This window comes from Amycolatopsis sp. NPDC101161, from assembly GCF_044768185.1.
Taxonomy (GTDB): domain Bacteria; phylum Actinomycetota; class Actinomycetes; order Mycobacteriales; family Pseudonocardiaceae; genus Amycolatopsis.
In genome coordinates this window covers 354,873-378,093 of the sequence record NZ_JBIWPI010000002.1, presented here as the reverse complement: position 1 = coordinate 378,093, position 23,221 = coordinate 354,873, and the positions used below count along the sequence as shown (strand labels likewise).

The 23,221-nt window shown below is 71.3% G+C and carries 19 protein-coding genes, 1 tRNA gene and 2 pseudogenes; 9 read left to right on the top strand and 13 right to left on the bottom strand.

Features of this window, described 5'->3' with window-relative positions:
- The first annotated feature begins 130 nt into the window (after window positions 1–130).
- The gene (locus ACIRSS_RS12800) at window positions 131–1,213 is read left to right on the top strand and encodes an aldo/keto reductase (RefSeq protein ID WP_400894080.1); all 1,083 of its coding nucleotides are present in this window, start codon (window positions 131–133) and stop codon (window positions 1,211–1,213) included.
- Here ACIRSS_RS12800 and ACIRSS_RS12795 read toward each other — a convergent pair.
- Together ACIRSS_RS12795 and ACIRSS_RS12790 are read right to left on the bottom strand one after the other, a co-directional pair.
- A complete protein-coding gene (locus ACIRSS_RS12795; protein WP_400894078.1) occupies window positions 1,207–1,962 on the bottom strand; it encodes an NAD(P)-binding domain-containing protein in 756 nt (251 codons plus the stop codon). The two genes, ACIRSS_RS12800 and ACIRSS_RS12795, sit on opposite strands and share 7 nt — an antisense overlap.
- Before the next feature lie 225 nt (window positions 1,963–2,187).
- Window positions 2,188–3,105: a helix-turn-helix domain-containing protein gene (locus ACIRSS_RS12790; RefSeq protein WP_400894076.1), complete on the bottom strand. Its 918-nt coding sequence runs from the start codon at window positions 3,103–3,105 to the stop codon at window positions 2,188–2,190.
- Between the two features lie 71 nt (window positions 3,106–3,176).
- Between ACIRSS_RS12790 and ACIRSS_RS12785 the strand changes: the two genes are divergently transcribed.
- Window positions 3,177–4,124: a saccharopine dehydrogenase NADP-binding domain-containing protein gene (locus ACIRSS_RS12785; RefSeq protein WP_400894074.1), complete on the top strand. Its 948-nt coding sequence runs from the start codon at window positions 3,177–3,179 to the stop codon at window positions 4,122–4,124.
- Here ACIRSS_RS12785 and ACIRSS_RS12780 read toward each other — a convergent pair.
- Entirely contained in the window at window positions 4,117–5,043 is a 927-nt protein-coding gene (locus ACIRSS_RS12780) for an AraC family transcriptional regulator (RefSeq protein ID WP_400894072.1), read from the bottom strand. The genes ACIRSS_RS12785 and ACIRSS_RS12780 overlap by 8 nt on opposite strands.
- A gap of 84 nt (window positions 5,044–5,127) precedes the next feature.
- Between ACIRSS_RS12780 and ACIRSS_RS12775 the strand changes: the two genes are divergently transcribed.
- Window positions 5,128–5,979: an NAD(P)H-binding protein gene (locus ACIRSS_RS12775; RefSeq protein WP_400894070.1), complete on the top strand. Its 852-nt coding sequence runs from the start codon at window positions 5,128–5,130 to the stop codon at window positions 5,977–5,979.
- A gap of 183 nt (window positions 5,980–6,162) precedes the next feature.
- Here the strand turns inward: ACIRSS_RS12775 and ACIRSS_RS12770 are convergent.
- Window positions 6,163–6,236, bottom strand: a tRNA-Leu gene (locus ACIRSS_RS12770).
- Between the two features lie 98 nt (window positions 6,237–6,334).
- Here ACIRSS_RS12770 and ACIRSS_RS12765 point away from each other — a divergent pair.
- Window positions 6,335–6,556, top strand: a complete 222-nt coding sequence (locus ACIRSS_RS12765) for a DUF3618 domain-containing protein (RefSeq protein ID WP_086679911.1) — start codon at window positions 6,335–6,337, stop codon at window positions 6,554–6,556.
- Window positions 6,557–6,563: 7 nt separating this feature from the next.
- Here ACIRSS_RS12765 and ACIRSS_RS12760 read toward each other — a convergent pair whose 3' ends face one another.
- Together ACIRSS_RS12760 and ACIRSS_RS12755 are read right to left on the bottom strand one after the other, a co-directional pair.
- On the bottom strand, window positions 6,564–6,989 hold the full coding sequence (locus tag ACIRSS_RS12760; RefSeq protein WP_400897434.1) for a hypothetical protein: 426 nt from the start codon (window positions 6,987–6,989) through the stop codon (window positions 6,564–6,566).
- Window positions 6,990–7,210: 221 nt separating this feature from the next.
- Window positions 7,211–7,768, bottom strand: coding sequence for a TetR/AcrR family transcriptional regulator (locus ACIRSS_RS12755; protein ID WP_372664600.1), 558 nt, complete (start codon window positions 7,766–7,768; stop codon window positions 7,211–7,213).
- 114 nt (window positions 7,769–7,882) lie between these two features.
- Between ACIRSS_RS12755 and ACIRSS_RS12750 the strand changes: the two genes are divergently transcribed.
- On the top strand, window positions 7,883–9,340 hold the full coding sequence (locus ACIRSS_RS12750) for a flavin-containing monooxygenase (protein ID WP_400894068.1): 1,458 nt from the start codon (window positions 7,883–7,885) through the stop codon (window positions 9,338–9,340).
- 49 nt (window positions 9,341–9,389) lie between these two features.
- Here the strand turns inward: ACIRSS_RS12750 and ACIRSS_RS12745 are convergent, their stop codons facing one another.
- The 3 genes from ACIRSS_RS12745 to ACIRSS_RS12735 all read right to left on the bottom strand — a co-directional run bounded on the left by ACIRSS_RS12745 (window position 9,390) and on the right by ACIRSS_RS12735 (window position 14,049).
- Window positions 9,390–9,860 (bottom strand): helix-turn-helix domain-containing protein, encoded by a 471-nt coding sequence (locus ACIRSS_RS12745; protein ID WP_400894066.1) that lies wholly within the window; start codon window positions 9,858–9,860, stop codon window positions 9,390–9,392.
- Window positions 9,861–10,100: 240 nt separating this feature from the next.
- Window positions 10,101–11,753, bottom strand: coding sequence for an LCP family protein (locus ACIRSS_RS12740; RefSeq protein ID WP_400894064.1), 1,653 nt, complete (start codon window positions 11,751–11,753; stop codon window positions 10,101–10,103).
- Between the two features lie 133 nt (window positions 11,754–11,886).
- Window positions 11,887–14,049, bottom strand: a complete 2,163-nt coding sequence (locus ACIRSS_RS12735) for a phospholipase A2 (protein ID WP_400894062.1) — start codon at window positions 14,047–14,049, stop codon at window positions 11,887–11,889.
- A 162-nt stretch (window positions 14,050–14,211) separates the two neighbouring features.
- Here ACIRSS_RS12735 and ACIRSS_RS12730 point away from each other — a divergent pair, with 162 nt between their 5' ends.
- The 3 genes and pseudogenes from ACIRSS_RS12730 to ACIRSS_RS12720 all read left to right on the top strand — a co-directional run bounded on the left by ACIRSS_RS12730 (window position 14,212) and on the right by ACIRSS_RS12720 (window position 16,318).
- On the top strand, window positions 14,212–15,078 hold the full coding sequence (locus ACIRSS_RS12730; RefSeq protein WP_400894060.1) for a hypothetical protein: 867 nt from the start codon (window positions 14,212–14,214) through the stop codon (window positions 15,076–15,078).
- 292 nt (window positions 15,079–15,370) lie between these two features.
- Window positions 15,371–15,568 (top strand): annotated as a pseudogene (locus ACIRSS_RS12725) (cold-shock protein); the annotation flags it as partial.
- Between the two features lie 30 nt (window positions 15,569–15,598).
- Window positions 15,599–16,318: a cold-shock protein gene (locus ACIRSS_RS12720; protein WP_400897432.1), complete on the top strand. Its 720-nt coding sequence runs from the start codon at window positions 15,599–15,601 to the stop codon at window positions 16,316–16,318.
- Window positions 16,319–16,322: 4 nt separating this feature from the next.
- Here the strand turns inward: ACIRSS_RS12720 and ACIRSS_RS12715 are convergent.
- The 3 genes and pseudogenes from ACIRSS_RS12715 to ACIRSS_RS12705 all read right to left on the bottom strand — a co-directional run.
- Window positions 16,323–16,577: pseudogene (locus ACIRSS_RS12715) on the bottom strand (IS5/IS1182 family transposase); the annotation flags it as partial.
- 392 nt (window positions 16,578–16,969) lie between these two features.
- Window positions 16,970–18,418, bottom strand: coding sequence for a diguanylate cyclase (locus tag ACIRSS_RS12710; protein WP_400894058.1), 1,449 nt, complete (start codon window positions 18,416–18,418; stop codon window positions 16,970–16,972).
- 311 nt (window positions 18,419–18,729) lie between these two features.
- Window positions 18,730–19,944, bottom strand: coding sequence for an MFS transporter (locus ACIRSS_RS12705; RefSeq protein ID WP_400894056.1), 1,215 nt, complete (start codon window positions 19,942–19,944; stop codon window positions 18,730–18,732).
- A 384-nt stretch (window positions 19,945–20,328) separates the two neighbouring features.
- On the opposite strand from ACIRSS_RS12705, the gene ACIRSS_RS12700 reads away from it, so the two are divergent.
- Window positions 20,329–21,228 (top strand): SDR family NAD(P)-dependent oxidoreductase, encoded by a 900-nt coding sequence (locus tag ACIRSS_RS12700; RefSeq protein ID WP_400894054.1) that lies wholly within the window; start codon window positions 20,329–20,331, stop codon window positions 21,226–21,228.
- Here the strand turns inward: ACIRSS_RS12700 and ACIRSS_RS12695 are convergent.
- On the bottom strand, window positions 21,225–23,075 hold the full coding sequence (locus ACIRSS_RS12695; RefSeq protein WP_400894052.1) for an AMP-dependent synthetase/ligase: 1,851 nt from the start codon (window positions 23,073–23,075) through the stop codon (window positions 21,225–21,227). The two genes, ACIRSS_RS12700 and ACIRSS_RS12695, sit on opposite strands and share 4 nt — an antisense overlap.
- Between the last annotated feature and the right edge of the window lie 146 nt (window positions 23,076–23,221).

Genomic DNA, 23,221 nt, shown 5'->3' with positions numbered 1-23,221 from the left:
AAGCACGCCCGCTTGCTCGTGACAATCCAGGTTGCGCGGATCGTGCAAGAACCCGCGTCGATCGATCTACCGCTGAGCTGGGTGTTCACGGTTTCCTGGTGGTACCAATCCGACACCGGAGGAGAGTTCCATGCCACTCGACCACTACGTCACCCTCGGCCGGTCCGGGCTGCGCGTCAGCCCGTTCGCGCTCGGCGCGATGACCTTCGGCGAGGATCCCGGCGGCGCCGGCTGCGGCGTCGAGGAGTCCGAGAAGATCCTCGCGACCTACCTCGACCTCGGCGGGAACTTCGTCGACACGGCCAACTTCTACACGAACGGCCACTCGGAGAAGATCCTCGGCGACTTCTTCGCCGCGCACCCGGGACGCCGTCAGCACGTCGTGCTGGCGTCGAAGTTCTTCGGCAACATGTTCCCCGGCGATCCCAACGGCGGCGGCGCGGGCCGCGCGTCGATCATCGCCCAGCTCGACGAGTCGCTGCGCCGGCTGCGGACCGACCACCTCGACCTGTACTGGCTGCACAACTGGGACCGCCACACGCCGATCGAGGAAACCCTGCGCACCCTCGACGACCTGGTGCGCGCGGGCAAGATCCGCTACGTCGGTTTCTCGAACACCCCGGCGTGGGTCACGGCGCAGGCCCAGACGACGGCGTTGCTGCGGGGCTGGACGCCGCTGGTCGCGCTGCAGGTCGAGTACTCGCTGCTGGCGCGGACGGTGGAGGGTGAGCTGGCGCCGTTCGCGCTCGACCAGGGGATCGCGCTGACGCCGTGGAGCCCGCTGAAGAACGGCTTCCTGTCGGGCAAGTACCGGCGCGGCTCGTCGGCGCCGGACTCGGCCCGCGCGGCGTTCGTGGGTGGCCCGTCGGATGCGGAGTACGCGGTGATCGATCTCGTCGCGGAGATCGCTTCGGCGCTGGAGACGACGCCGGCGGCGGTTTCCCTGGCGTGGCTGCGGGCGCGGCCGGGGACGGTGGTCCCGATCGTCGGCGCCCGGCGGCTGGAGCACCTGACGGGCAACTTGGCGGGCTTGGACGTCACGCTCTCGGCATCGGACCTGGCGCGCTTGGACGAGGTTTCGGCGCCGACGCTGGACTACCCGGCCCCGATGCACGGCGCCCAGCGGGCGATGCTGCAGTTCGCGGGCGCGACGGTCGACGGCGAACCGTCCACTGTGTACCCACCGCTGCTGCAGAGCGACGTGCGCTACTGACCTTTCACGCGGGTGAGGACGTCATCGAGGCCGCGGCGGATCCGGTCGTCGTCTTGCGACGCGGTCCGGAACTGTTCGTTGATCCCGCCGGGTGTTTCGTGCTTGCGGGCGAGTTCGCCGAGGGTGCCGTCGTGGTCGGCGAGGGTGCGGCCGAGTTCGCCGTAGACGTGGGCGACGTAGGCGTCCGCTTGGCTGACCCCGTTGTCGGCCATCCAGTTCGCGATTGCGGCGAGCTGGGCGAGGTGCGCGGAGAAGGTGGCAGTGGCGGCGCTGAACGTGGCCAGGGCCGTCTCGTCTTCGGGGACGACGACGTCTCCGACGCTTTCGAAGAGCGCCCGGGCGTCGGGGTCGTCGGGGAACACGGCGGTGCGGCTCGCCCGCCGGCTCGCGGTGGGCAGCGGGATGGAGCGGACGACCCGGCGCGCGGGGGCGGCCCATTCGTGCAGCTGCGCGAGGCTGGTCGCGGCAACCGCGCTGACGACGACGTGCTCCGGCCGGAAGGTGAGTTCCGCCAGTACGTCTTGGACGATCTGTGGGCGCACGGCGATGACGACGACGTCCGCGCGGTCGAGCACTTGCTGGTTGTCGTGGCAGACCTCGGCGTTGGGGAAGCGGGCGGCGAGGTCGTGCGCGAGATCGCGGTTGCGCGGCGAGAGGAAGACGGCGGGCGGGTCGGAGACGTCCGAGCTGAGCCCTTCGACAATGGCGGCGGTGAGCTCGCCGGTACCCACGAACCCGTACGACTGCATGGCGAACCCTAACCGCGGAAGGTCCGCCGGTAGGTGTCCGGGGGCGACGAGCGGCCCCGCCGCTCCCAGGGGGCGTCCCCAGGTCGATTCTATCGGGGCCGCCCGACAAAACCGGCTGTTCGGGCCTGTGACGGCGCACCTATCCACAACGGCCCCGGCCTGTGGACAATCGGAGGAACCGTTGGGACACAACGACTCCGCGGCCGAAGGAATCGCCGCCGGACCCTATCCGCGGAACGTCCGCCGATACGCGTCCGGGGGCACGCCCACCGTCCGGTTGAAATGCCGGCGCAACGTCGTCGCCGTTCCCATGCCCACCGACGCCGCGATCCTCTCCACCGGTGCGTCCGTTTTCTCCAGCAGCTCCTGGGCGCGCCGGATTCGCTGGGTCAGCAGCCACTGCAACGGCGTCGTGCCCGTTGCCGCGTGGAAGTGGCGGGTCAGGTGGCGGGTGCTCACCTTTGCCTGGCGGGCCAGGTCCTCCACCGTCAGCGGCTGGTCGAGGCGGGCGGTGATCCACGGGAGCAGCGCCGCCAGCGGGTGGTCGTCGCGGGCTGGGACCGGTGTGGCCACGTACTGGGCCTGGCCGCCCGCTCGGTGCGGGGGCACCACCAGGCGGCGGGCGACCGCGTTGGCCGCCGCCGGGCCGTGGTCGGCTCGGAGCAGGTGCAGGCACAGGTCCATCGCCGCCGCCTTGCCCGCCGATGTCAGCACCCTGCCGTTGTCGACGTACAGCACGTCCGGGTCCACCGTCACGCGCGGGAAGCGGGCGGCGAGGACGTCGGTGTGGGCCCAGTGCGTCGTCGCGCGGAGGCCGTCCAGCAGGCCGGCCGCGGCGAGCACGAACGCGCCCGTGCACAGGGATGCCACCCGCGCGCCGGCCGCGTGGGCCGCCCGCACCGCGGCGAGCAGGTCGGCGGGCGGGGCCACGTCTACGTCGGCCCAGCCGGGTACGAGCACCGTGCCGGCGCGCGCCAGGCGGTCGAGGCCGTCGTCGGGTTCCAGGAGGAACCGGCCGACGCGGACCGGTGCCGAGCCGCAGACGGCGAAGTCGTACCTCGGGTCGTCGCCGAACACCTCCGACGCGATCGTCAGCTCGAACGACAGCATCCCGTCGGTGGCGGCCAGCGCGACAGCGTGCATGTCCGAAAGTGTACGCAGCACGGCGTTCCAGACACTGTCGCGAACGCGCAACGATCTCCAGGATTGTCCGCATGACTTCGGTACTGGTTTACGGCGCTTACGGACACACTGGCCGCTTCGTGGTGGCTGAGCTGCGCGAACGCGGCTTCATGCCGGTCCTTTCCGGCCGCGACGCGGCGAAGCTCGCTGGAGGACGGCCGGCCTCGGTCGACGACCCGGCGGCGCTCGACCGCGCGCTGGAGGGCGTCGCCGCGGTGATCAACTGCGCCGGCCCGTTCGCCGCGACGGCGCGACCGCTGATCGAGGCGGCGGCGCGCGCCGGCGTGCCGTATGTGGACGTCGCGGCCGAGATCGAGGCCAACCTCGACACGTTCGCGCTGGACGCCGGCACGGTGGTGGTGCCCGCGATGGCGTTCTTCGGCGGCTTGGCCGACCTGCTGGCGACGGCGGCGATGGGCGAGTGGGCGGCGGCCGACGAGATCCACGTGGCGTACGGGCTGAGCGGCTGGCACCCCACGCCCGGCACCCTCGCGGCGGGCAAGGTGTCGCGCGAACGCCGTGGCGGCAAGCGCATCCGCTTCGCGGGAGGCCGGCTGGAGCACCGCGAGGACGCACTGCCGTCGCAGGACTGGACGTTCCCCGACCCGCTGGGCCCCAAGCAGGTGCTCGGCGAGTTCTCGATGGCGGACATCGTGACGATCCCGAGTCACCTGAAGGTCGCCGACGTCACCAGCTACATGACGACGGACGCGGCGAACGGCCTGGCGGCGGCGAACGAGCGCGACGCGGCGGAGACGTTCGTGGTGGACGTGGTGGTCCGCGCGGGCGGCGAGGAGCGCCGGGCCGTCGCCCGCGGCGAGGACATCTACGCGGTCAGCGCGCCGCTGGCGGTCGAAGCGGTGGAGCGGATCCTGAGTGGACGGACAAAGGCGACAGGCGTCGCGTCGGCAGGAGAGATGTTTGACGCGGCCGAATTCCTGAAGGCCCTCCACCCGCACATCGTGGTCGAACTCAGCTGAGCTCGGCTCCGCGGTAACCGCCCGGCGTAGTGGCGTACTCGCGCCGAAAGGCTTTGGAGAAGGCAAAGGCCGACCCGTACCCGACGGCCGCGGCGACTTGCGCGACCGGCCGATCGGACTCGCGGAGCAGCTGCGCGGCGGTGGTCATCCGCCACCGGGTGAGGTAGGTGAGCGGCGGCTCGCCGACCAGCGAGGTGAACCGCCGGGCGAAGGCGGCCCGCGACAGCCCGGCCGCGGCCCCGAGCTGCTCAACGGTCCAAGCACGAGCGGGATCACCGTGAATGGCGTCAAGAGCCCGCGCGGTAACGGGATCGGCGAGCGCACCCGACCACCCGGCAGCATCGGCCGTCTCCTGCAGCCAGGCACGCAGCATGTAGACGAGCAGGGCATCGACGAGCGAGGGAGCGACAACGGCAGCACCGGGCGGGTGCGCGGCGAGCTCGTCACCGAGAAGCTGGACGAGCGCCCGCAACCCGGGATGCCGCCCCGGCACAGCAGGCAGGTGCAGCACCTCGGGCAGGTCCCGCAGCAGCGGATGCGGCCGGTGCCGCCGCAGCCGGTAGGCCCCGCAGACGATGGTCGCGCGAGCACCCGGACCGGGCACCGAGACACGCCCGAAGGGCGTGGTCGCGGAGGGCCGAGTGGGCCGGAAGTCGATCAACGGAGTACCGGGCATCGAGGTCATGGCATGCGGAACACCCCGCCCGAGCAGCACAACGTCTCCAGGCCCGAGTTCGACGGGCTCGAAGTCAGGACCACCGGCCAGCGGAGTAAGCCAGGAGGTGCCTTGCAGGACAACGTGGAAGGAGGCCCCGGTGACGTGGTCGAACCGCAGCCCCCAGGGAGCACAGGCCTCGGTGTGAGCAGCAACAGGAGTACCAGCCCGCAGGGCGGCAAGAACATCGGCAAGCACATCCACAGGTCCACGATAGCGAGACGATCAGACAAGGCAACAAGAGTTTGAGCCATTCACCGTCTCGCAAGAAGCCCATAGCTTGAAGCAATGACAGTGTGGATCGAAGGTGCAACAGGCAAGGCGGGCCGACGAGTGGTGGAGGCCTTGACGAAGGCAGGGGTCCCGGTACGGGCAGCAAGCCGCCACCCAGGCGAAGCAAACGGCCTGGTGACGCCGGTGAAGTTCGACTGGTACGACGAATCGACGTGGACGACGGCGCTGGGCGACGCGGACGCGGTGTTCCTGAAGGGTCTGGACAGCAACGACAAGGCGGCGACGATCATCACCCGCTTCCTGGAGGCGGCGCCATCGGTGACGAGGGTGGTGCTGATGTCAGCGGTGGGGGTCGACAAGGCACCGGAGGACGCACCGCGCCGAGCGGTCGAGCGAGCGGTCCAGGAGGCGGGCAAGACCTGGACGATCCTGCGCCCGAGCTGGTTCTTGCAGAACTTCGACGAGGACGAGTGGGTCTTCGCAAGGGCGTTGCGCGAGAGGAACGAGCTGTACGCGGGAACCGGCAAGAGCAAGGTCGGTTTCACGGACACAAGAGACCTGGCAGAGGCGGCGGCAAAGGTCCTGACAGAGAAGGGCCACGAAGGCCGCGGCTACACGATCACGGGCCCAGAGCAGCTGACGTTCACAGAGATGGCAGAGCTACTGGCAGAGACATCGGGCCGCCCGATCCACCACGTGGACGCAACACCGGAGGAGCACCGAGCACACTTCGCAAAATCAGGCCGCCCGGAGGCCTGGGTAAACCACATGCTGCACCTGTTCAAGCAGGTGAGAGCAGGAGTATTCAGCCCGATAACGGAAGACTTCGAGCACTTGACGGGAAAGAGGCCGAGAACGCCGAAGGCGTACGCAGAGGAAAACTGGCAGCCAACGACACAAAGCTGACCACGAGCAGGAGCGGGGGTCCCGGGGGCGAAGCCCCTGGGGGAGGGGGTTCGGGGGCGAAGCCCCCGAGAAGGGGGTCCGGGGGCGAAGCCCGCCGGGCGGGGTCTGGGGGTTGCACCCCCAGAGAACACGACGAAGTGAAGCCCGGCGGAGGCAGCGAAGCGCCGAGCAAGGAGCGGAACGTGGGCCCGGAGAGACTCGAACTCTCACTGGCATGGACCTAAACCATGTGCCTCTGCCAATTGGGCTACGGGCCCGCTGCAGTTGGCAGCGTAGCGTGCGGCGTGGCCGGTGCGGTGGGTGCGGGGCGGTCGTCTAAGTTGGGGTTCGGTAGTTGTTGCGGCGAGGAGGACATGTGGCTCGCGATCCGGAGACGATCGAGCGTGAGATCGAGCAGGCGAGGACCGCTTTGGCGGCGACGCTCGATCAGCTGACCGTCAAGGCGGACCCCAAGAAGCTCGCGGATGCGGCGCAGCGTGGGGTGCGCGCGAAGCTGGACAACCCGAAGGTGAAGTACCCCTTGATCGGTGGGGGGATCCTCGTGGTGGTCCTGTTGGTGCGCAAGCTCCTGAAGTAGGGGTGTCTCAGGCGCGGGCCTGCTCGGCTGTCTTCTCGGCGGCCGGGGCGGGCTCGGCCGCGGGCTTGCTTTCCTCGACGGCTTTGGGGAGCTGCTTGCTCGGGGGCAGCGCCGGCTTCTTGTCCGCGGCGGCCTTCTCGGTGGTCTGCTGCTTCGGCACGCTGCCGGGCGGTGGGACCTCGAGCGGGGGCAGCTTGGGGAGGGTCAGCCGGGCTGTCATGTAGGCCTGGGTGAACTCGAACGCGCTGCCGTTGAGCAGGTGGACGACGGTGGTCTTGCCTTCGCCGCCGAGCTCTTCGACCAGCTGGTCGGCGCGGTCGCGCGCGGCGATGATGCCGGGTGCTCGCGCGGTGAGCTCCTTGCCGTGGCCGCTGACCGTGATCGCCCAGTCGGCGTCGTCTTGGACGTACGTCGCCGTGATCATTTCCACCATCTGCCTCACGCCCCTCTCCCTCTCAGCATGCTTTACACAACCGTGACGCGGCTACCGCATTCCCATGACGCGCATCCTTTGGAAATGTCACAGTCGCGCCCCCTCTCGGCTGCGCAAAGTCCAGCACACTTTCTACCGTGTCCTCGATACCGTAGAGCAACTCTGTGTCACACGACACGACAGCGCTGAGTAACGACCGAATGGCCTAATGCACTTGCAGACTACCGTGCACGGTGCTGCAGGCCGCTCCACAGCACGTCCATGGCGTATTCGGTGGCTGTCTCGGGGCTCACTTCGTCGTGGCGCTCACACCAGATCGCGAGCCGTTCGCACGCTCCGACCACGAATTCCGCGGCCGCTTCGGCTCGCAGGTCGTCGCCGCTGTCGAAGTGGCCGCTCATCAGGGCGGCGATGAGGTCGGTCTGCTGGCGGCGGGTCTCCTCGACCTCGTCGGCGGCCGGCGTGCCGATGAGGGCCATCTCGTGCCGTAGGAGCGACCACGCCTGGCGCCGTTCGCGGATGAAGACGAAGAAGGCCAGCAGGCCGCGGCGCAGGGCGTCCTCGGCGGTGGCCGCGCCGACGGTCGCCTGCTCGGTGACTTCGCGCAGGACCGAGCGGGACTCGCGGATGCAGGCCAGGAGCAGGCCTTCCTTCGAGTTGAAGTACTCGTAGAGCATCGGCTTGGAGACGCCCACCAGTTCGGCGATCTCGTCCATGGACGCCGCCGCGTAGCCGCGCGCCGAAAACACCTCTTCGGCGACCTCGACCATCTGCCGCATCCGCTCGGCCCGGGGCATGCGCTTGCGCTTCGCGGTGGTCACGGGCGACACTCTACCGGTAGTAACCTACTCTGAGTAAGCTGGACGACGAGTAACAGGCAACCGGGAGGCGCGATGGGCAACCGCACGGAGACCGGGGTCGTCATCGTCGGGACCGGGTTCTCCGGTCTCGGCATGGCGATCCAGCTGCGCAAGGAGGGGCGCGACGACTTCGTCATCCTCGAAAAGGCGCACGACGTCGGCGGCACGTGGCGGGACAACAGCTACCCCGGGTGCGCGTGCGACATCCCGTCGCACATGTACTCGTTCTCCTTCGAGCAGAACCCGGGCTGGTCGCGGGCGTACTCGCCGCAGCCGGAGATCTGGCGGTACATGCGCGAGGTGGCCGACAAGCACGACCTGCGCCGGTTCACCCGCTTCGGCCAGGAGATGACCGGCGCCCGCTGGGACGCCGACGAGAACCGCTGGCACGTCGCCACGAGGGGCGGCGACGAGTTCGTGGCGAACGCCCTGGTCGCCGGGGTCGGCGCCCTGCACCTGCCGATGATCCCGGAGCTGCCCGGCATCGAGAAGTTCGAAGGCCCGGCCTACCACTCCGCGCGGTGGCGGCACGACGTCGACCTGAAGGGCAAGAAGGTCGCCGTGATCGGGACCGGCGCCAGCGCGGTCCAGTTCGTGCCGAAGATCGCGCCCGAGGTCGAAGAGCTGACGCTGTTCCAGCGGACGCCGCCGTGGATCATGCCGAAGGCCGACCACGAGATGTCCGGGCGCACCCGCGCGCTGTTCAAGGCGTTCCCGCCGGCCCAGCGCGCCTACCGGAACCTGCTGTACTGGCTGCTCGAAGCGCGCGCGATCGGCTTCAACGGCCAGTCGTGGGTGATGAAGCTGGGGCAGCGCCTGGCCAAGCGCAACATCGACCGCGCGATCACCGACCCGGCGCTGCGGCGCAAGGTCACCCCGGACTACACCATGGGCTGCAAGCGCGTGCTCATCTCCAACGACTACTACCCGGCGCTGGCGCGGGACAACGTCGACGTCGTGACCGACGGCGTGCGCGAGGTCCGGGAGCGCAGCGTCGTGGACGCGGCCGGGGTCGAGCACGAAGCCGACGTCATCATCTACGGCACCGGCTTCCACGTCACCGACGCCTTCGACGACCTGGAGATCGTCGGCCGCGAGGGCCGGAACCTCGGCAAGGAGTGGGCGACCGAGGGGATGCGGACGCACCTCGGGATCACCGTCGCCGGCTTCCCGAACCTGTTCTTCCTGCTCGGCCCGAACACCGGGCTCGGGCACAACTCGGTCGTGTTCATGATCGAGGCCCAGATCTCCTACGTCGCCGAGGCGCTGCGGCTGGCCCGAGGCAAGGCGATCGAGCCCAAGCCCGAGGTGCAGGAGCGGTTCAACACCGCGATCCAGCGCAAGCTCGCGAAGGGCATCTGGACGCGCGGCGGCTGCAAGAGCTGGTACTTGGACGCGAAGGGCGTCAACCGGACGATCTGGCCGGGCTTCACCTGGCGGTACTGGCTGGACACGCGCAAGGTGCGCCGCGAGGACTTCCTGGTCGGCTGACCCGCACGCGGTCCCCGCCGGCGGAGGAGGCCGGCGGGGACCGCGGGGATCAGCGGGAGGCGTAGCGGCGCAGGCGCGAAATCAGGTCCACGGTCGGCAAGCCGCACAGCTCGGCCATGCGCTCCAGCGCCGGCAGGTCGAGCGCGATCTCGCCGGCCCCGTGCTCGCCGGTCCGGTGCAGCCGGTCCTCGGCCCAGCGGCGCAGCGGCAGCAGGTCGTCGGAGGCGTCGGCGACGACCTTGCGCAGGTCCACGCGGACCCGGCCCGGCTCGTCGACGAACACCCGGCGGTGCACCTTGGCCAGCAGGTCCTGGGGCAGTTCGTCCATCGCGACGCACAGCTCGACCAGGCGCACCACGGAGCACTGTCTGGTGCCCAGTTCGTAGGTGGCCAGCGTCTGCAGCGAAATCTCGCTCTGCAGGTGCTGGTTCAGCTCCTTGCGCGTCCAGCCTCGGCTGCGCCTGAGCTTGCGGAGCTCGTCTCCGAGAATCCGCTGATACTCCTCAGCGTCGATCAGCACATCAATGTCCCCTGCCGTGCTCTCCCGCGGCACTCGCACGGTGGTGACAAGTTTCCCGTGCAGGTGCACCCTCACGTGTATGTAAGTGCGCAGGTGCCCGGCCCTTACGCGATTTCGGGCATGTCTTTGATACCGATTGCGCGAGTTAGGCCGATCGGGTTAACAACAGGTGGCCATGCGTGCAAATTGCAGTTTGCAGGCCCCGGAAATGGTTGCTACGACGCTGGTACCAGCCGTCTTTCAGTTGACGCAGGGAACGCCTTCGGCGGTGATCGGCTTGTCGTCGGCGGCCGGCGGCGGAGCCGGGGCCTGCGACGTCGCGCCCGCGGCGGCACCCGACCCGGCGCTCGCGTTGGAGCTGGTGCCCTCGTAGTCGGCGCCGAGGAACACCATCACGTGTCCGGCCGCGACGCTCTTGTCCTCTTGGATCGTCGGCGAGCCGCCGAGGGCGTCGGCGACGGCCTGGCCCTTGTCCTTGCCGCCCTTGGGGACCCAGATGACCGTCGTCTTGCGCGCGGTCGCGTTCGCCGTGTCGCCGGAGGTGAAGCCCTTGGCGTCGAGGGTCTTGGCGACGCTCGCGGCCAGGCCGGTCTTGCCCGAGGCGTTGCGGACGTCGACCGTGGTCGCCTTGTTGGCGGGGTCGGCCTGCTGCGCCGGCGGCGTCGTGGCGCCCGGCTGCGGCCCGGCGAGGCTCTGGACGAACTGCTTCACCTCGGCCGGGTCGACCTGGATGGCCGTGCCGTCTTCGGGGGTCTTGTACTCGACGTTCTTCACCGGGATCGTGCGGAACTCGAGCTGGCCGCCGGTCAGGCCCTTCATCTGCTGGGCGAACCCGAAGATGTCCCAGTTCTGGTTGAGCACGACCGACTTCTTGATGGCGTCGATCAGGTCGGACAGCTTGCTCGGGTTGGTCAGCGTGCCCGCCGAGAGCACCTTGCGGGCCATCCCGGCCATGAACACCTGCTGGCGGACGACCCGGTCGAGGTCGCCGTTGGGCAGGCCGTGGCGCTGCCGGACGAACTCGAGCGCCTGCACGCCGGAGATCGTGTGCTGGCCCTTGGTGAAGTCCGCGCCGGAGTACTCGTCCTTGACGTTGTTGTTCAGGCAGACGTCGACGCCGCCGATGGCCTTCGTGATGTCGCTGAAGCCGAGCAGGTTGACCGCGGCGTAGTTGTCGATGGTCGACCCGGTGAGCTTCTCGATGGTCGCGATGAGCTCCTTCGCCCCGGCCTGGTTGGCCTTGACGTCGAGCTCCTTCGGGTCGGTGACGCCCTGCTTCTGCAGGTCCTTGCGGGCTTGCAGCATCGCCCGGGCGTAGGCGGAGTTGATCTTGTGCTTGCCGTAGCCGGGGATGTCCACGTAGGAGTCGCGCGGCAGCGACATCGCGACGGCCTTGCTGCCGTCGTTCGGGATGTGCACGAAGATCAGCGAGTCGGTGTTGAGCTCGCCGTCGGAGTCGCCGGCACGCAGCTCGTCGAGCACCTCGCGCGAGAGCGGGTTGCCCTGGGCGTCGGTGCGGCTGTCCAGGCCGACGAGCAGGATGTCGCGGGCGCCGTCGGCCGGCTTGTCGCCGCCACCGCCGTCGCTGAGCACGTTCGCGTAGTTCAGCCCGTTCACCAGGCCCTGCATGGCGGCCCACGCGTACCCGGTCAGGCCCATCACCAGCAGCGACACGACGGCCAGCGCGATCTTCGCGCCGCGGAAGGAGTTGCGGCGGGCGCGCGGCGCCGGGCGGTCCTGGGGGCGACGCGGGGGCGGACCGGCGCGGCGCGCGTCCACCGGCTCGCGGCGGGGCGCCGGACGGCGAGGGGGAGGGGTGCGCCGGCCTGGCTCGTCCTGCCGGGGGCGGGCGGGGCGGCGGCCGCCTTGCCCGGTCCGAGGCGGGTGATCCACGCGGGCTACTCCTCACTGCTCAGCTCGATGGTCCTGGGGTTGGGACGCATGGTGCCCTCACCTGGTTGCCGTAGCGTTACACATCCCCCCGCGAATGTGTCGCGCACCACCCAGTTTCCCGCATCCGCGCCGGTTACGCCTGGTCAGAGAGCCGGATCGCGGTCCGGCGGGCCGGCAGCAGCGTGCCGGCCGCCGCGAGCAGGGCGAACCCGGCCGTCGCCGCGTGGAGCGTGACGCCGAGGAGCTCGGACGTGCCGCCGCCGTCGGCGAACAGGAGCGAGGGCGCGCAGGCGAGCGCCGTGGCGAGCCAGGTGCCGGTCGCCGCGCCCGCCCCGAGCCGGATCGTGTGCAGCAAGAACACCCCGAGCAGCAGGTGCACAAGGCTCTGGATCGGGTCGAGCCGCAGGCCCAGCAGGTCGGCGTCGGCGGCCACCCCGCCGAAGCGGGTCAGCGCGAAGCCGAACACGCCGAGCGTCGCGTACCCGATGCCGAACGCGGCGGCGGCGCGGGTCAGGACGACCGTGCGGCGGCCGGGGAGCTCGGCCGCGCGGGGCCGCCGTCCGTGGTGGCTGTGCCGTTCGAACCACCAGAAGACGAGGGTCGCGGGCACCGCGAGCAGGCCGACCGCGACCAGCGTGCGCGGCCGGATCAGCCAGCTCAGCCCGTCGGCGATCCGGCCGGGCAGGTAGACGACGGCGACGAGCAGCAGCATCCCGGCGAGGAACGCCAGGTAGAGGCTCATCGGCGCGCGCACGACGAACCGGCACGCGGCGGCGACGCGGGGCCGGTCGCCGAGCCGGCTCAGCGGGCCGGCCACGAGCCCGAGCACGCCGAGCTGGACCAGGCCGAGCAGCAGCACGCCCCACGGCGGGGCCGACAACGCCGCCGGGGCGCCCGGGCTGCCGAGCAGGACGGGTGGCCCGTCCCGCAGGACACTCGCCACGGCGAGGCCCGCGACCCCGGTGGCGGCAGCCGCGGCGAGCAGCCGCCGAGACGGGCGTACGCCGTCAGCGTGCGCGAAGGCGAGTTGTTGGGCGAGGAGCGCGAGCGCGAACGTCGCCGCGAAGCGGGGCAGAGGCGAGCCGGTCGCGTCGGCGGCCAGTTCGCCGCCGACGACCAGCGCGAGCAGCCCGGCCGCGGCGCTCACCGGGGCGCGGCGGTGCAGGGCCAGCAGCGGCGGCGCGCAGACGATCGTCAGCAGGTAGACACCGAGCAGCCACAGCGGGTGCAGCGCGATCCGCATGACCGTCGCCGTCGTGCCGGCCGGGATGCCGAGGAGCTCGAGCGCGAGCGGCGTCAGGAGCGCGACGACGGCGAAGATCAACGCGGGCCGCAGCAGCGGGCTGGCGCGTTCGGCCAGGAAGTGGCGGTAGCCGCCGCCGTGCTCCTGCTCGGCGCGCCAGCCGGCGGCGTTGGCGTGGCCGCCGGCGAAGAAGATCAGCGGGACGAGCTGGGCGAGCCAGGTCAGCGGCCACAGCGACGTCTCGGCCGCGCCGGCCCAGTGCGCGAGCGCCGTCACCGACTCGCCGACGAGCAGCAGGACGACCCCGCCCGCGCCGAGCAGCGCCCACCGGCTGACTTCGGCGGGGGTGGCGGCGGGCGCCGGCGGCCGCGGCTCGCGGCGGGCCCGCAGCCAGCCGCGCAGCCGGAAGACCAGCAGGCAGGCGATCACGAGCACGCCGGCGACCATGGGCCCGATCGGGTCACCGACCGGCGGGCCCCAGCGCTGGTGCCACGAGTTGACGACCAGGCCCGCCGAGTAGAGCGTCGCGACGAGCCGGCAGGTGCCCGCCGAGTTCATCGGGTTGAGGTCGCAGGCGTGGTGCATGTCGTGGGAGAGCTGGTTGTCGAGCGCCGCGCGGACCTCGGGGCCGAGCGGGTGGCCCTTGCGGTCGGCGTAGCGCAGCAGGTCGTAGCCGAGGTCGTGCGCCTTGCACGGCACGGCGTAGTCCCACTTCGTGTTGTCGTCGCCCCACGGCGTCGAGCAGCCGCCGTCGGTGTGGACGGCGCGGACGGTGCCGTCGCGGGCCGGCATCGCGCCCGGGGTGACGCCGCTGAGCGCGGTGAAGTCCTTCGGCAGCCGCGCGAGCGCGTCGGGGTGCGGGCCGGGGTGCACGAGCGCGTCGATGGCGTTCTGGGCGGCCAGGACGTCGCCGGTGGGCGGACCCTGGTCCGGCGGGGCGGGCGGGCGCGAGGCGATCAGGCCGAAGGCGAAGACGACCAGCAGGACCAGCAGCAGCCAGCCGGACGTCGACCAGGGTCGGCGGACACGCTGCGGCTCGGTCGGGGCTGGCATGGGTCCAGGGTGCCAGCCCCGCTTCGGCGGCGACACGGGGCTAACCCCCGGAAGCCGGTTGCCCGATCGGGTGGTGCTCGGGGCTGCCCCTTCTTACGTTCCGCGCCCGGCCGCGGCCGGGGAGAATGACGGACGGGGGTGCGGCGACCGGGAGGGCGTGCGGTGGGCTCGCTTGTGGTGCCCGTGGAGAACACGGTGTGCGCGTTGCGCCGGCTCGCTCCCGGCGCGGCGTTGCGCTCGCCGGAGTCTCCGGAGCTGCGGGTGCTGGCGCGGGCGTTGCGGTCGTGTTCGCCAGCGGAGCTGGCCGCCGGTCATCCGGGTGCGGTGGTGCGGGCGGTGCTGAAGGCGCAGTCGCGGGCGCTCGACCGGGCGATGACGGGCCTGTTCGGCTCGGACGCCCCGGAGGCGGCCCGGCTGGTCCGGGCGGCCCGGTTCAGCGGGCGCGGCTCCCAGCTGTCGCGGGTCCGGGTGGAGCCGGGGTTGCGGGCGGCGGCGCTGGGCTGGGCGTCGGCGACGGGCGCCCGGTTGCTGGCCGACTCGCTGCGGGGCGTGCCGCTGGTTCCGGACACGGCCGACGGCCGGTTCGCGGCGGAGCTGGCGGTGGCGGCGTTGCTGCCGCGGGCGGAGGCGGGCGGGGAGGCCGTGGCGGTCGACGGCCGCGCCGGTTTTCTCGAGGCCCGGTCGGTGCGGGTGGGCGACAGCGGGTTCCGCGTCGACATCCGCGCGGACCCACCGGTGGAGCTGACGGGGGTCGGCGAGACCCTGGCGCTGCGGGCGCTGTGGTGGAACGGCCTCGACCGTGTGGCGGATGACCTGGGGCATGAGTATCTGATCGTGCGGAAGGACCCGGAGGGCGCGGGGGTGGTTCGGCACTGGTGCCACCCGCGGCCGGCCCCGGGGGCGAAGGTGTTGAAGCTGGAGTCGGCGGGGTACCGGGGCGAGTGCCTGCGGCTGGCACCGGCGGCGGTGCACGGGACTTCGGCGGAGGTGCTGGTGAAACGGGAGTTGATGGTCCGGCTGGGGGCTTAGCGCGGCGGGTTGCTGCTGCGGGGCTGGCGGGCGCCCGCTGTTTGGTTGGGCCTGGCGCGGCGGGTTGCTGTGCTGCGGTCCGCTTGGTGGGCTGGCGGGCTGGGGCGGCTGGCGGGCTGGCGCCGAAGTCCGGCTGGGCTTGGACCTGGTCTCAAAACTCGGCGTGTCGGTAGGTGAACCAACGGCCCGCCCCTGGCTCCGCACCCGCCCGCCGGTGGGCCCGGCCCGACGGACCGGAGGCCTGTCAGAGAGACTGGGGGCCAGTGCCCGCCCTCTCGACCTGGAGACTTTGATGCCGCAAGGGACCGTCCGTTGGTTCGACGCCGAACGGGGTTTCGGCTTCCTCGCGCCCGAGGACGGCTCGCCGGACGTGTTCGTGCACGCCTCCGAGATCGTCGGGGACGGCGGCGCGAGAGTGCTCCGCGAGGGTCAGACCGTCGTGTTCGAGGTCGGCGAGAACGACCGCGGGCCCCAGGCGCTGCGCGTTCGCGTCACCGCCGATGCGGCCACCGGCAGCGCCGTGGGCCTGCTCGGCACCATCAACTGGTACGAGCCGGGCAAGGGGTACGGCTTCGCGTCGCCGGACGGCGGCGGCGCCGACATCTTCGTGCACAGCTCCGCCATCGTGACCGGCGGCGTGGTCACCGAGGGGCAGCGGGTGGCCTTCCTGATCGTCGAAGGCGAGCGCGGCCCGCAGGCCGGGCACGTGATCCCGCTGGGAGCAGGGGCCGGCTCACCCGCTGCGGCTGGTACCGCGGACGGTGCCGACGGCACGGTGGCCTGGTACGACGAGGACAAGGGCTTCGGCTTCATCAACCCCGACTCCGGCGCCGGGGACGTCTTCGTTCACGCCCGGGCCCTGGCCGAGGGGCTGACGTGGCTCGCGGAGGGCGACCGCGTCGCCTACGAGGTGGCCAGTGGAGACAAGGGCCCGCAGGCCCGCGACGTGCACCTGGTCCAGGGCGCCGAGCCCCAGACGGCGCCGCAGCGGTCGGCACCTGCCGCGGCCGCAGGGCCGGCGGCGCGGGACGTGCCCGTACGAGGCGGCGAGGGCGTCGTCGCGCGCTACGACGGCGACCGCGGCTTCGGCTTCATCACCCCGGACGCAGGCGGCGACGATCTCTTCGCCCACGCGTCCGTGATCATGGGGTCGGAGCCGCTGCAGAAGGGTGACCGGGTCCGGTACGCGGTGCGTCAGAGCGACCGGGGCCCGCAGGCCGACCGCGTCGAACGCCTCTGAAGAGGCGGCCCCACCGCAGCTCGAGGCGTTCGAACCGCAGCAGCCAGGAGATGGTGCGTTCGACGACCCAGCGGACCCGGCCGAGGCGGGACTTGCCCTCAATCCCGCACCGGGCGATACGGACCTTGATTCCGCGGCGGGTCAGGCAGCGGCGGCAGCGGCGGTAGTCGTAGCCCTTGTCGGCGTGCAGCTTGCCCGGTCGGCATCGAGGCCGGCCCGCCCGGCCGTGGTGGCCGCCCACGGTCGGGTTCGTGTCCAGCAGCGGCTCGAACAGGATCCCCTCCAGCGCGGCACGTCATCGATCCGGGGCCGCCCGTCCGGACCGCGCGGCGCCGGTCGGGACGGGATCAGGGGTTCGATCAGCTCCCGGAGCCGGTCTTCGACCCGCCGCTGCTGCGTCGTCTTCGCCACGACTGCCCACGATCGACGACCAGGACCGGCAGGTGGGTCGCGTCGCGGTGCGGTCCGGCTGGGGGCCTAGCGCGGCGGGTTGCTGTGCGGCGCGGTCCGCTTGGCGGGGTGGGGCGGTCGGCTGGCGCCGGGGTCCGGCTGGGCTTACCGCGGCGGGTTGCTGTTCTGCTGGCGGCTGGCGGCTGGCCGGCGCCGCGGTCCGGCTGGGCCGAGCGCGGGCGAGCTGGCGCCGCTCCTTGCTCAGCCGGGTGGGTTCTCCGCGCCGCCCGGGAGGCCCCCACCAGGGGTGTCCGGGGCGAAACACACCTGGTCTCGGCCGTTCTCCTTCGCCAAGTACACCGCCGCGTCCGCCGACTGCAAAAGGCGCTCCAGCGTGTCTCCGTGGCGGGGGTGGCGGGCCACGCCGATCGACGTTGTCCGGTCGGCGACCGTGGCTGGGTCGCCGCGCTTGTCCGTTGTCACGATGTGCAACTTGGCAATGGCAACGCGTATGCGTTCCGCCGCGTCCCACGTCGACTCTTCGTCGATGTCCGGGAGCAGAATGAGGAATTCCTCACCCCCGAAACGGCCGACCAAGTCGCTCGGTCTCGTCACTTCGTCGAGGGTTTGCGCAACCGTCCGGAGGACGTCGTCGCCCGCCGGATGTCCATAGGTGTCGTTAATCCACTTGAAGTGGTCGAGATCGACCATCAGCAGTGCCAGTTGATCACCCGATCGGGCGGTCCGTTCCAGTGCGCGCTCGGCCGACTCCGACCAGCCGCGCATGTTGAGAATCCCGGTTTTCGGGTCGGTGCGGACGTCGTTCTGGAGCTGGTCGAGTTCCGCGAGCCGATTGAAGACCACGGTGACCACGGCCATCACCGCCACCATCGGCGGGACGGCGTCGAGCAGGATCGCGGTCACCGCGCCCAGGCCGATGGTGATCGCTTCGAGCATGTTGTCGGCCGGGCTGCCCAGCACGTTACGGACGCTGCGCCCCGCGGGCGACCCGAGCAGCAGGACCCCGCCCACGTACACGATCTGGATCGCCTCGTAGATGGCGCCGGTGACGGCGATCGTGCCGAACTCGCGCAGGAAGCCGCCCCAGCCCGCGGTGCCCAGCAGGGGTGGTCCCAGCGCCGTGTACGTCAGGTGCGCGAGCGTGCCGGCGAGGCCGTGGGTAATGGACGAGAAAACGAAGTTGTGCGCCGGGCGGCGCGCGATGAACCAGTGCTGCGCCCGGATCACGGCGATGACGGAAAGCGTCAGCGGTACCGGCAGTATCATCGCCGCGGAAAACGTCCACACGGCGGTGAGGTCGATCAGTACCGTATTCGCCCGGTTTCGCCGCCGCTCTTCCTGACGCTGCGTCAGCTGAATGTGCACGGTGGCCCCGGCCGCCAGGATCGCGAAATTGATCCAGTCGTTTCCGGCCGGAATCGGCGAGCGGGCGAACGCGACGACGAGAATGGCGGCCGCGACGGCTTCGGCCACGAGCATGAACGCGACCTGTGCCGGCCGGCGGCGCCACAGCGCCCAGTTGCGCGGGCGGTAGGGGTGGCCGGTTCGGACGGTCGCGAGTGGATCACCCGTCGTGGTCGCGGTCCCGTCCGTGGTCACGCCCCGTTCCGCCGCGGTTCCCCGCTGCGTCGGCTCCGCCGCGGCCGGCTCGTCCGGCGTGCCCGGGCCGCCGTCCGGTCCTGGATGCAATTGGTCACCTCCTTTCCAGGCTAGTCGCCGTCTTGAGTAATCTCATCGGTACCTGGCAGAGTGTTCACGCATTCCGCGGCCGGGTACCATCCCACAGCAACGGACTCGCCAAGGCCCCGGATGAACTGCCGGGAACGCGGCGCGAAAATTCCCGCGAGACTGTCCCCGCATGGAGGTGTCCCCCATGAGCAACCGCGACTGGTGAACCATCCGCGAATTGTCGCCCGTGAAGTCCGCGAATGCCATTCATGATCTTGGCAGCACAGAGAGGTGGCACCCGATGGCCAACCGTGACTGGTGATCCGTCCCGCTCATGACCGCCGCGGTTCCGGTTCGGTGCCGCCGACGCGGCGCCAGGACACCGCGACCGGGACCGCCAGCAGCAGTCCCACCGCGCCCGCCAGCGCGATGGTCGTGTGCGCGGAACCGAGCCACTGGGCCACGAGCCCGCCGATGCCGACGCCCACACCCTGGGCCACCCGCAGCCCCGTCCGGTAGAGCCCGCCGGCGCTGCCCCGGATCTCGTTGGGGATCCACGTGATGAACGTGGCGGTCACCGTGATGACGTACGCGCCGGTCGCCCCGGCCAGCGCGAGCAGAACCAGGGCGAAAGCCAGGTTCGGCCGCAGCGCGAACGCCGCGAGCGCGGCCAGCGGCAGCGCGGCCAGCACCCCCAGCAGCCGGCGCCGGTGCTCCGTCGAGACGAACCGCGACAGCAGGAACGTCCCGACGACGAAGCCGAGCGGATCGGCCGCCAGCAGCCACCCCACCGCCTGGTCGCCCGCGCCCAGCTGTGCGGCGAGCGGCGCGGCGAGGCCCTCCGGGATCACCGCGAGGCCGACGAGCCACGACAGGTAGAGCAGCACCCGGAGCCGTTCGTCGCCGAAAACCTGCCGGATGGCGCCGAACCACGGGGTGCCGCCGTCCCCGGCGGCCGGTCGGCGCAGCACCGCCAGCCGCACGGTGACCGCGGCGACGAGGAACGTCAGCGCGTCGATCGCCAGCGCCCACGACGTGCCGACGCCGGTCACCAGCAGGCCGCCGACGGCCAGGCCGGCCAGCATCGCGGTGTTGTTCGTGATCCCGCGCAGGTCCTGGCTCTGCAGGTAGACGTCGTCGTCGCCGAAGATCTCGCGGCCGAGCGCGTTCTGCGCCGCGTTACCCGGCGCGTTCGCCAGCCGGGCGAAGACGAAGAGGACGAACAGCCAGCCCATCGGCATCCCGGGCACGGCCATCAGCCCGATCAGCACGGCTTGCGCGAGCGAGCCGGACACGAGCACCGCGCGGCGCGGGAACCGGTCCGCGAGCTGGGACAACCCGAGCCCGCCGGCGAGCGCGGGCAGGAACGTCAGGGCGTAGACGACGGCGGAGAGCAGCGGTGACCCGGTCCGGTCGAAGATCAGGATGGCCAGCGCGACGATGGTCAGCTGGTCGCCGAGCATCGACTGCGTTTCGGCGAACCACAGCGCGCGGAACTCGCGGTTGGCCAGGACGGCCCGGAACCGGGGGGTCGCGCGCGTCGTCACCTCGTAACCACCGTCCCCCGATCGAGTGAATGGATCGTTCGCATTGTGCCTCGCGCGTGACGACCCCGTCCGGGGGAGTCACACTCGGCCGCCCGGAAGCACTGACAGTATGCCGCCGATTACGCGCCGGTGTCACCGGAACGCGCGTCCCGGTTCCCTTCGGAGCCGATCGGGTTACGCCGCTCCCGGGTCCCGGTGATCGGCCGTGACCGGCCCGCGGGTACCTCCGGGCTGATCGAACCGGATTCGCTCGGCGCAGGGCGACGGCCGCTCGTCGTCGTGGCGCTGCCCCGTTGGGCCGGATGGGCCAAGACTGGATGTCAGAGCCGGCCGGGGTGGACGGACCGCGCCAATGCCGGCGCGCCGCAGAGCGGGGAGACGACGATGGACGGGTTGATGCAGGGCAAGGCGGTCGTGGTGACCGGTGCCGGCCGTGGCCTGGGCGAGGCGTTCGCGGTGCACGTCGCGCGGGCGGGCGGGTCGGTGGTCGTCAACGACATCGACGTCGAACTGGCCGAGCGCACGGCGGAGAACATCCGCGTGCACGGCGGCCGCGCCGTGGCCAGCGGGCACAGTGTCGCCGAGGCCGGGGAGGCGCAGGAGATCGTCGACCTCTGCGTCAAGGAGTTCGGCGGGATCGACGGGCTGGTGAACAACGCCGGCCTGAACTACGAGGCACTGCCCTGGGAGGACGACGCCGAGCAGGCGCGCGAGCTCGTCCAGGTCAACGTCATGGGCGTGGTGAACACCGGCCTGGCCGCCATCAAGGCGATGGTCGACGCCGGCACCGGCGGCTCGATCGTCAACATCTCCTCGGGCGCCTCGCTCGGGCAGCGCAAGCTCGGCGTGTACGCGGCGAGCAAGGGCGCGGTGGCGTCGCTGACCTACTCGTGGGCGCTCGACCTCGAAGAACAGGGCATCCGCGTCAACGCCGTCTGCCCGCTCGCGCACACGCGGATGGTGTGGAAGTCCGAACGCTCGCTGCGCGCGTGCCCGCCGGACCGCACGCCGTCGCGGATCGCGCCGGTCGTGCTGTTCCTGCTGGGCGAGGGCTCGCACGGCATCACCGGCCAGATGATCCGGTGCAACGGCCCGCAGCTGCACGTCATGGGCCAGCCGTTCCTCAAGGAGCCGATCCTCGAGCGCCCGGTGTGGGACACCGAGACGGTGCAGAAGGCGTTCGACGAGGTCTTCTCCGCCCACCTGGAGAACTACGGCCTGGAGAAGCGCGTCCCGCCGCGGCTGCGCAAGTGGACGGAGTCGACCTCGCCCCGGACCGCCTAGGCGCCCGCGGCGGGCTCGCGCGCCGCCGCGTACAGGGCCTCGATGTCGGCCGAATAGCGGTCGTTGATGACCCGGCGCTTGAGCTTGAGCGTCGGGGTCAGCTCGCCGGACTCGGGCGTCCACGCCTTCGGGAGCACGTGGTAGCGCTTGATCTGCTCGATCCGCGCGAGCCTGCTGTTGGCCGACTCGACCGCGCGCTCCAGCTCGGCCCGCACGGCCGGGTGGTCGGCAAGCTCGTCGGGTGCCGCTTCGACGCCGTTCGCCGCGGCCCAGCCGGGGGCGATCTCGTCGTCGAGCACGATCAGCGCCGTCACGTACGGCCGGTCGTCGCCGATCGCGACCGCCTGGCCGATCAGCGGGTGCTCCTTGAGCAGGCCCTCCACCCGGGTCGGCGCGATGTTCTTGCCGCTCGAGGTGATGATCAGCTCCTTCTTGCGGTCGGTGATCGTCACGAAGCCGTCTTCGTCGATCGTGCCGATGTCACCGGTGGCGTACCAGCCGTCGGCGTCGGTGGCGTCGGCGATCGTCCCGTCCTCCTGCAGGTAGCCGAGGAAGACGATCGGGCCGCGCACCAGCAGCTCGCCGTCTTCGGCGACCTTCACCTCGACGTCGGCGAGGGGCTTGCCGACGGTCCCCGCGCGGAAGTGCTCGCCGGAGTTCGACGTCGCCGCGCCGGTCGTCTCGGACAGGCCCCAGACCTCGCAGATCTCGACGCCGAGGCCGGCCAGGAAGTAGATGATCTCCACCGGCAGGGCGGCCGCGCCGCTGGAGGCGACGAGCACCTTGTCGAGCCCGAGCAGCGCGCGGATCGGGGCGAGCGCGGTCTCGTCGGTCTGCCGGATCTTCTCGGCCAGTTCTTCGGGCACCGGCTGCCCGGCGCTGCGCAGCTTGTAGCCCTGCTGCAGCAGTTCGTTGGCCTGCAGCAACGCGGTGCGCCGGTCCTCGGGCACGCCGCCGAGCATGTTCTTCAGCCCCGCGACCATCTTCTCCCACACGCGCGGGACGCCGAAGAAGCTCTCCGGGTGCACCTGGCCGAGCGCGCCGACGACGCCGGAGGGGTCGGCGAGCGTGTGCACGTGCCCGGCCCAGACGATCGGCAGGTAGATCGACAGCTCCCGCTCGGCGATGTGCGCGAGCGGCAGGTACGCGATGTTCGTCGCGTGCATCGGCGGGTGGTGCAGCTCGGTGACCGCGTACGCCTGGTGGATCGCGTTGCGGTGCGACAGCACGACGCCCTTGGGGTCGCCGGTCGTGCCGGAGGTGTAGATCATCGACAGCGGGTCGTCCGGCTTGATCTCCGGCCAGGACCGCTCGAAGGCGCCGGGGTCGGCGGCAAGCGCTTCCCGGCCCTGGGCGCGCACGTCGGCGAAGGAGTCGAAGCGGTCGTCGCCTTCGGGGATGGCCGACTCGTCCATGACGACGATGTGGCGCAGGGCCGGGAGGTCGTCGAGCACCTGCCGCCAGCGCGCCAGCTCGCTCTCCCCGCCGAGCACGACGACCGGCGCCGCGCTGTGCCGCGCGACGAACCGGATCTGGTCCGGGCTGAGCGTGGCGTAGGCGGTGCACGGGATCGCGGACAGGTGCGTCGCGGCGAGGTCGGCGATGATGTGGTCCGGGCAGCCCGGCGCCATGATCAGCATCCGGTCGCCGGCGGCGAGCCCGAGCCCGGCGAGGCCGCGCGAGACCTCGGCGATCGCGGTGCGGAACTCCAGCCAGCTGAGCGTCGGCTTGCCTTCGATGTCGAGCGAGGTGATCGCCGGCAGGTCCGGGTAGTCGACCGCGTTGCGGTGCAGCAGCCGCGGGATCGTCAGGCCTTCGGTCTGCTCGGCGACGGACGGGGTGGTCAACGCTGGCCTCCTCGGTGCTGAAGATGGCCACACTGTATTGGCTCCCCGCCGAGGTGGATAGAGAATCGCGGCCACGCCAAACGTCCCCTTCACACCGGCTCACGCGGTCAGGTCCCCACGACTGTCCACAGTGCACACGGGCGCCG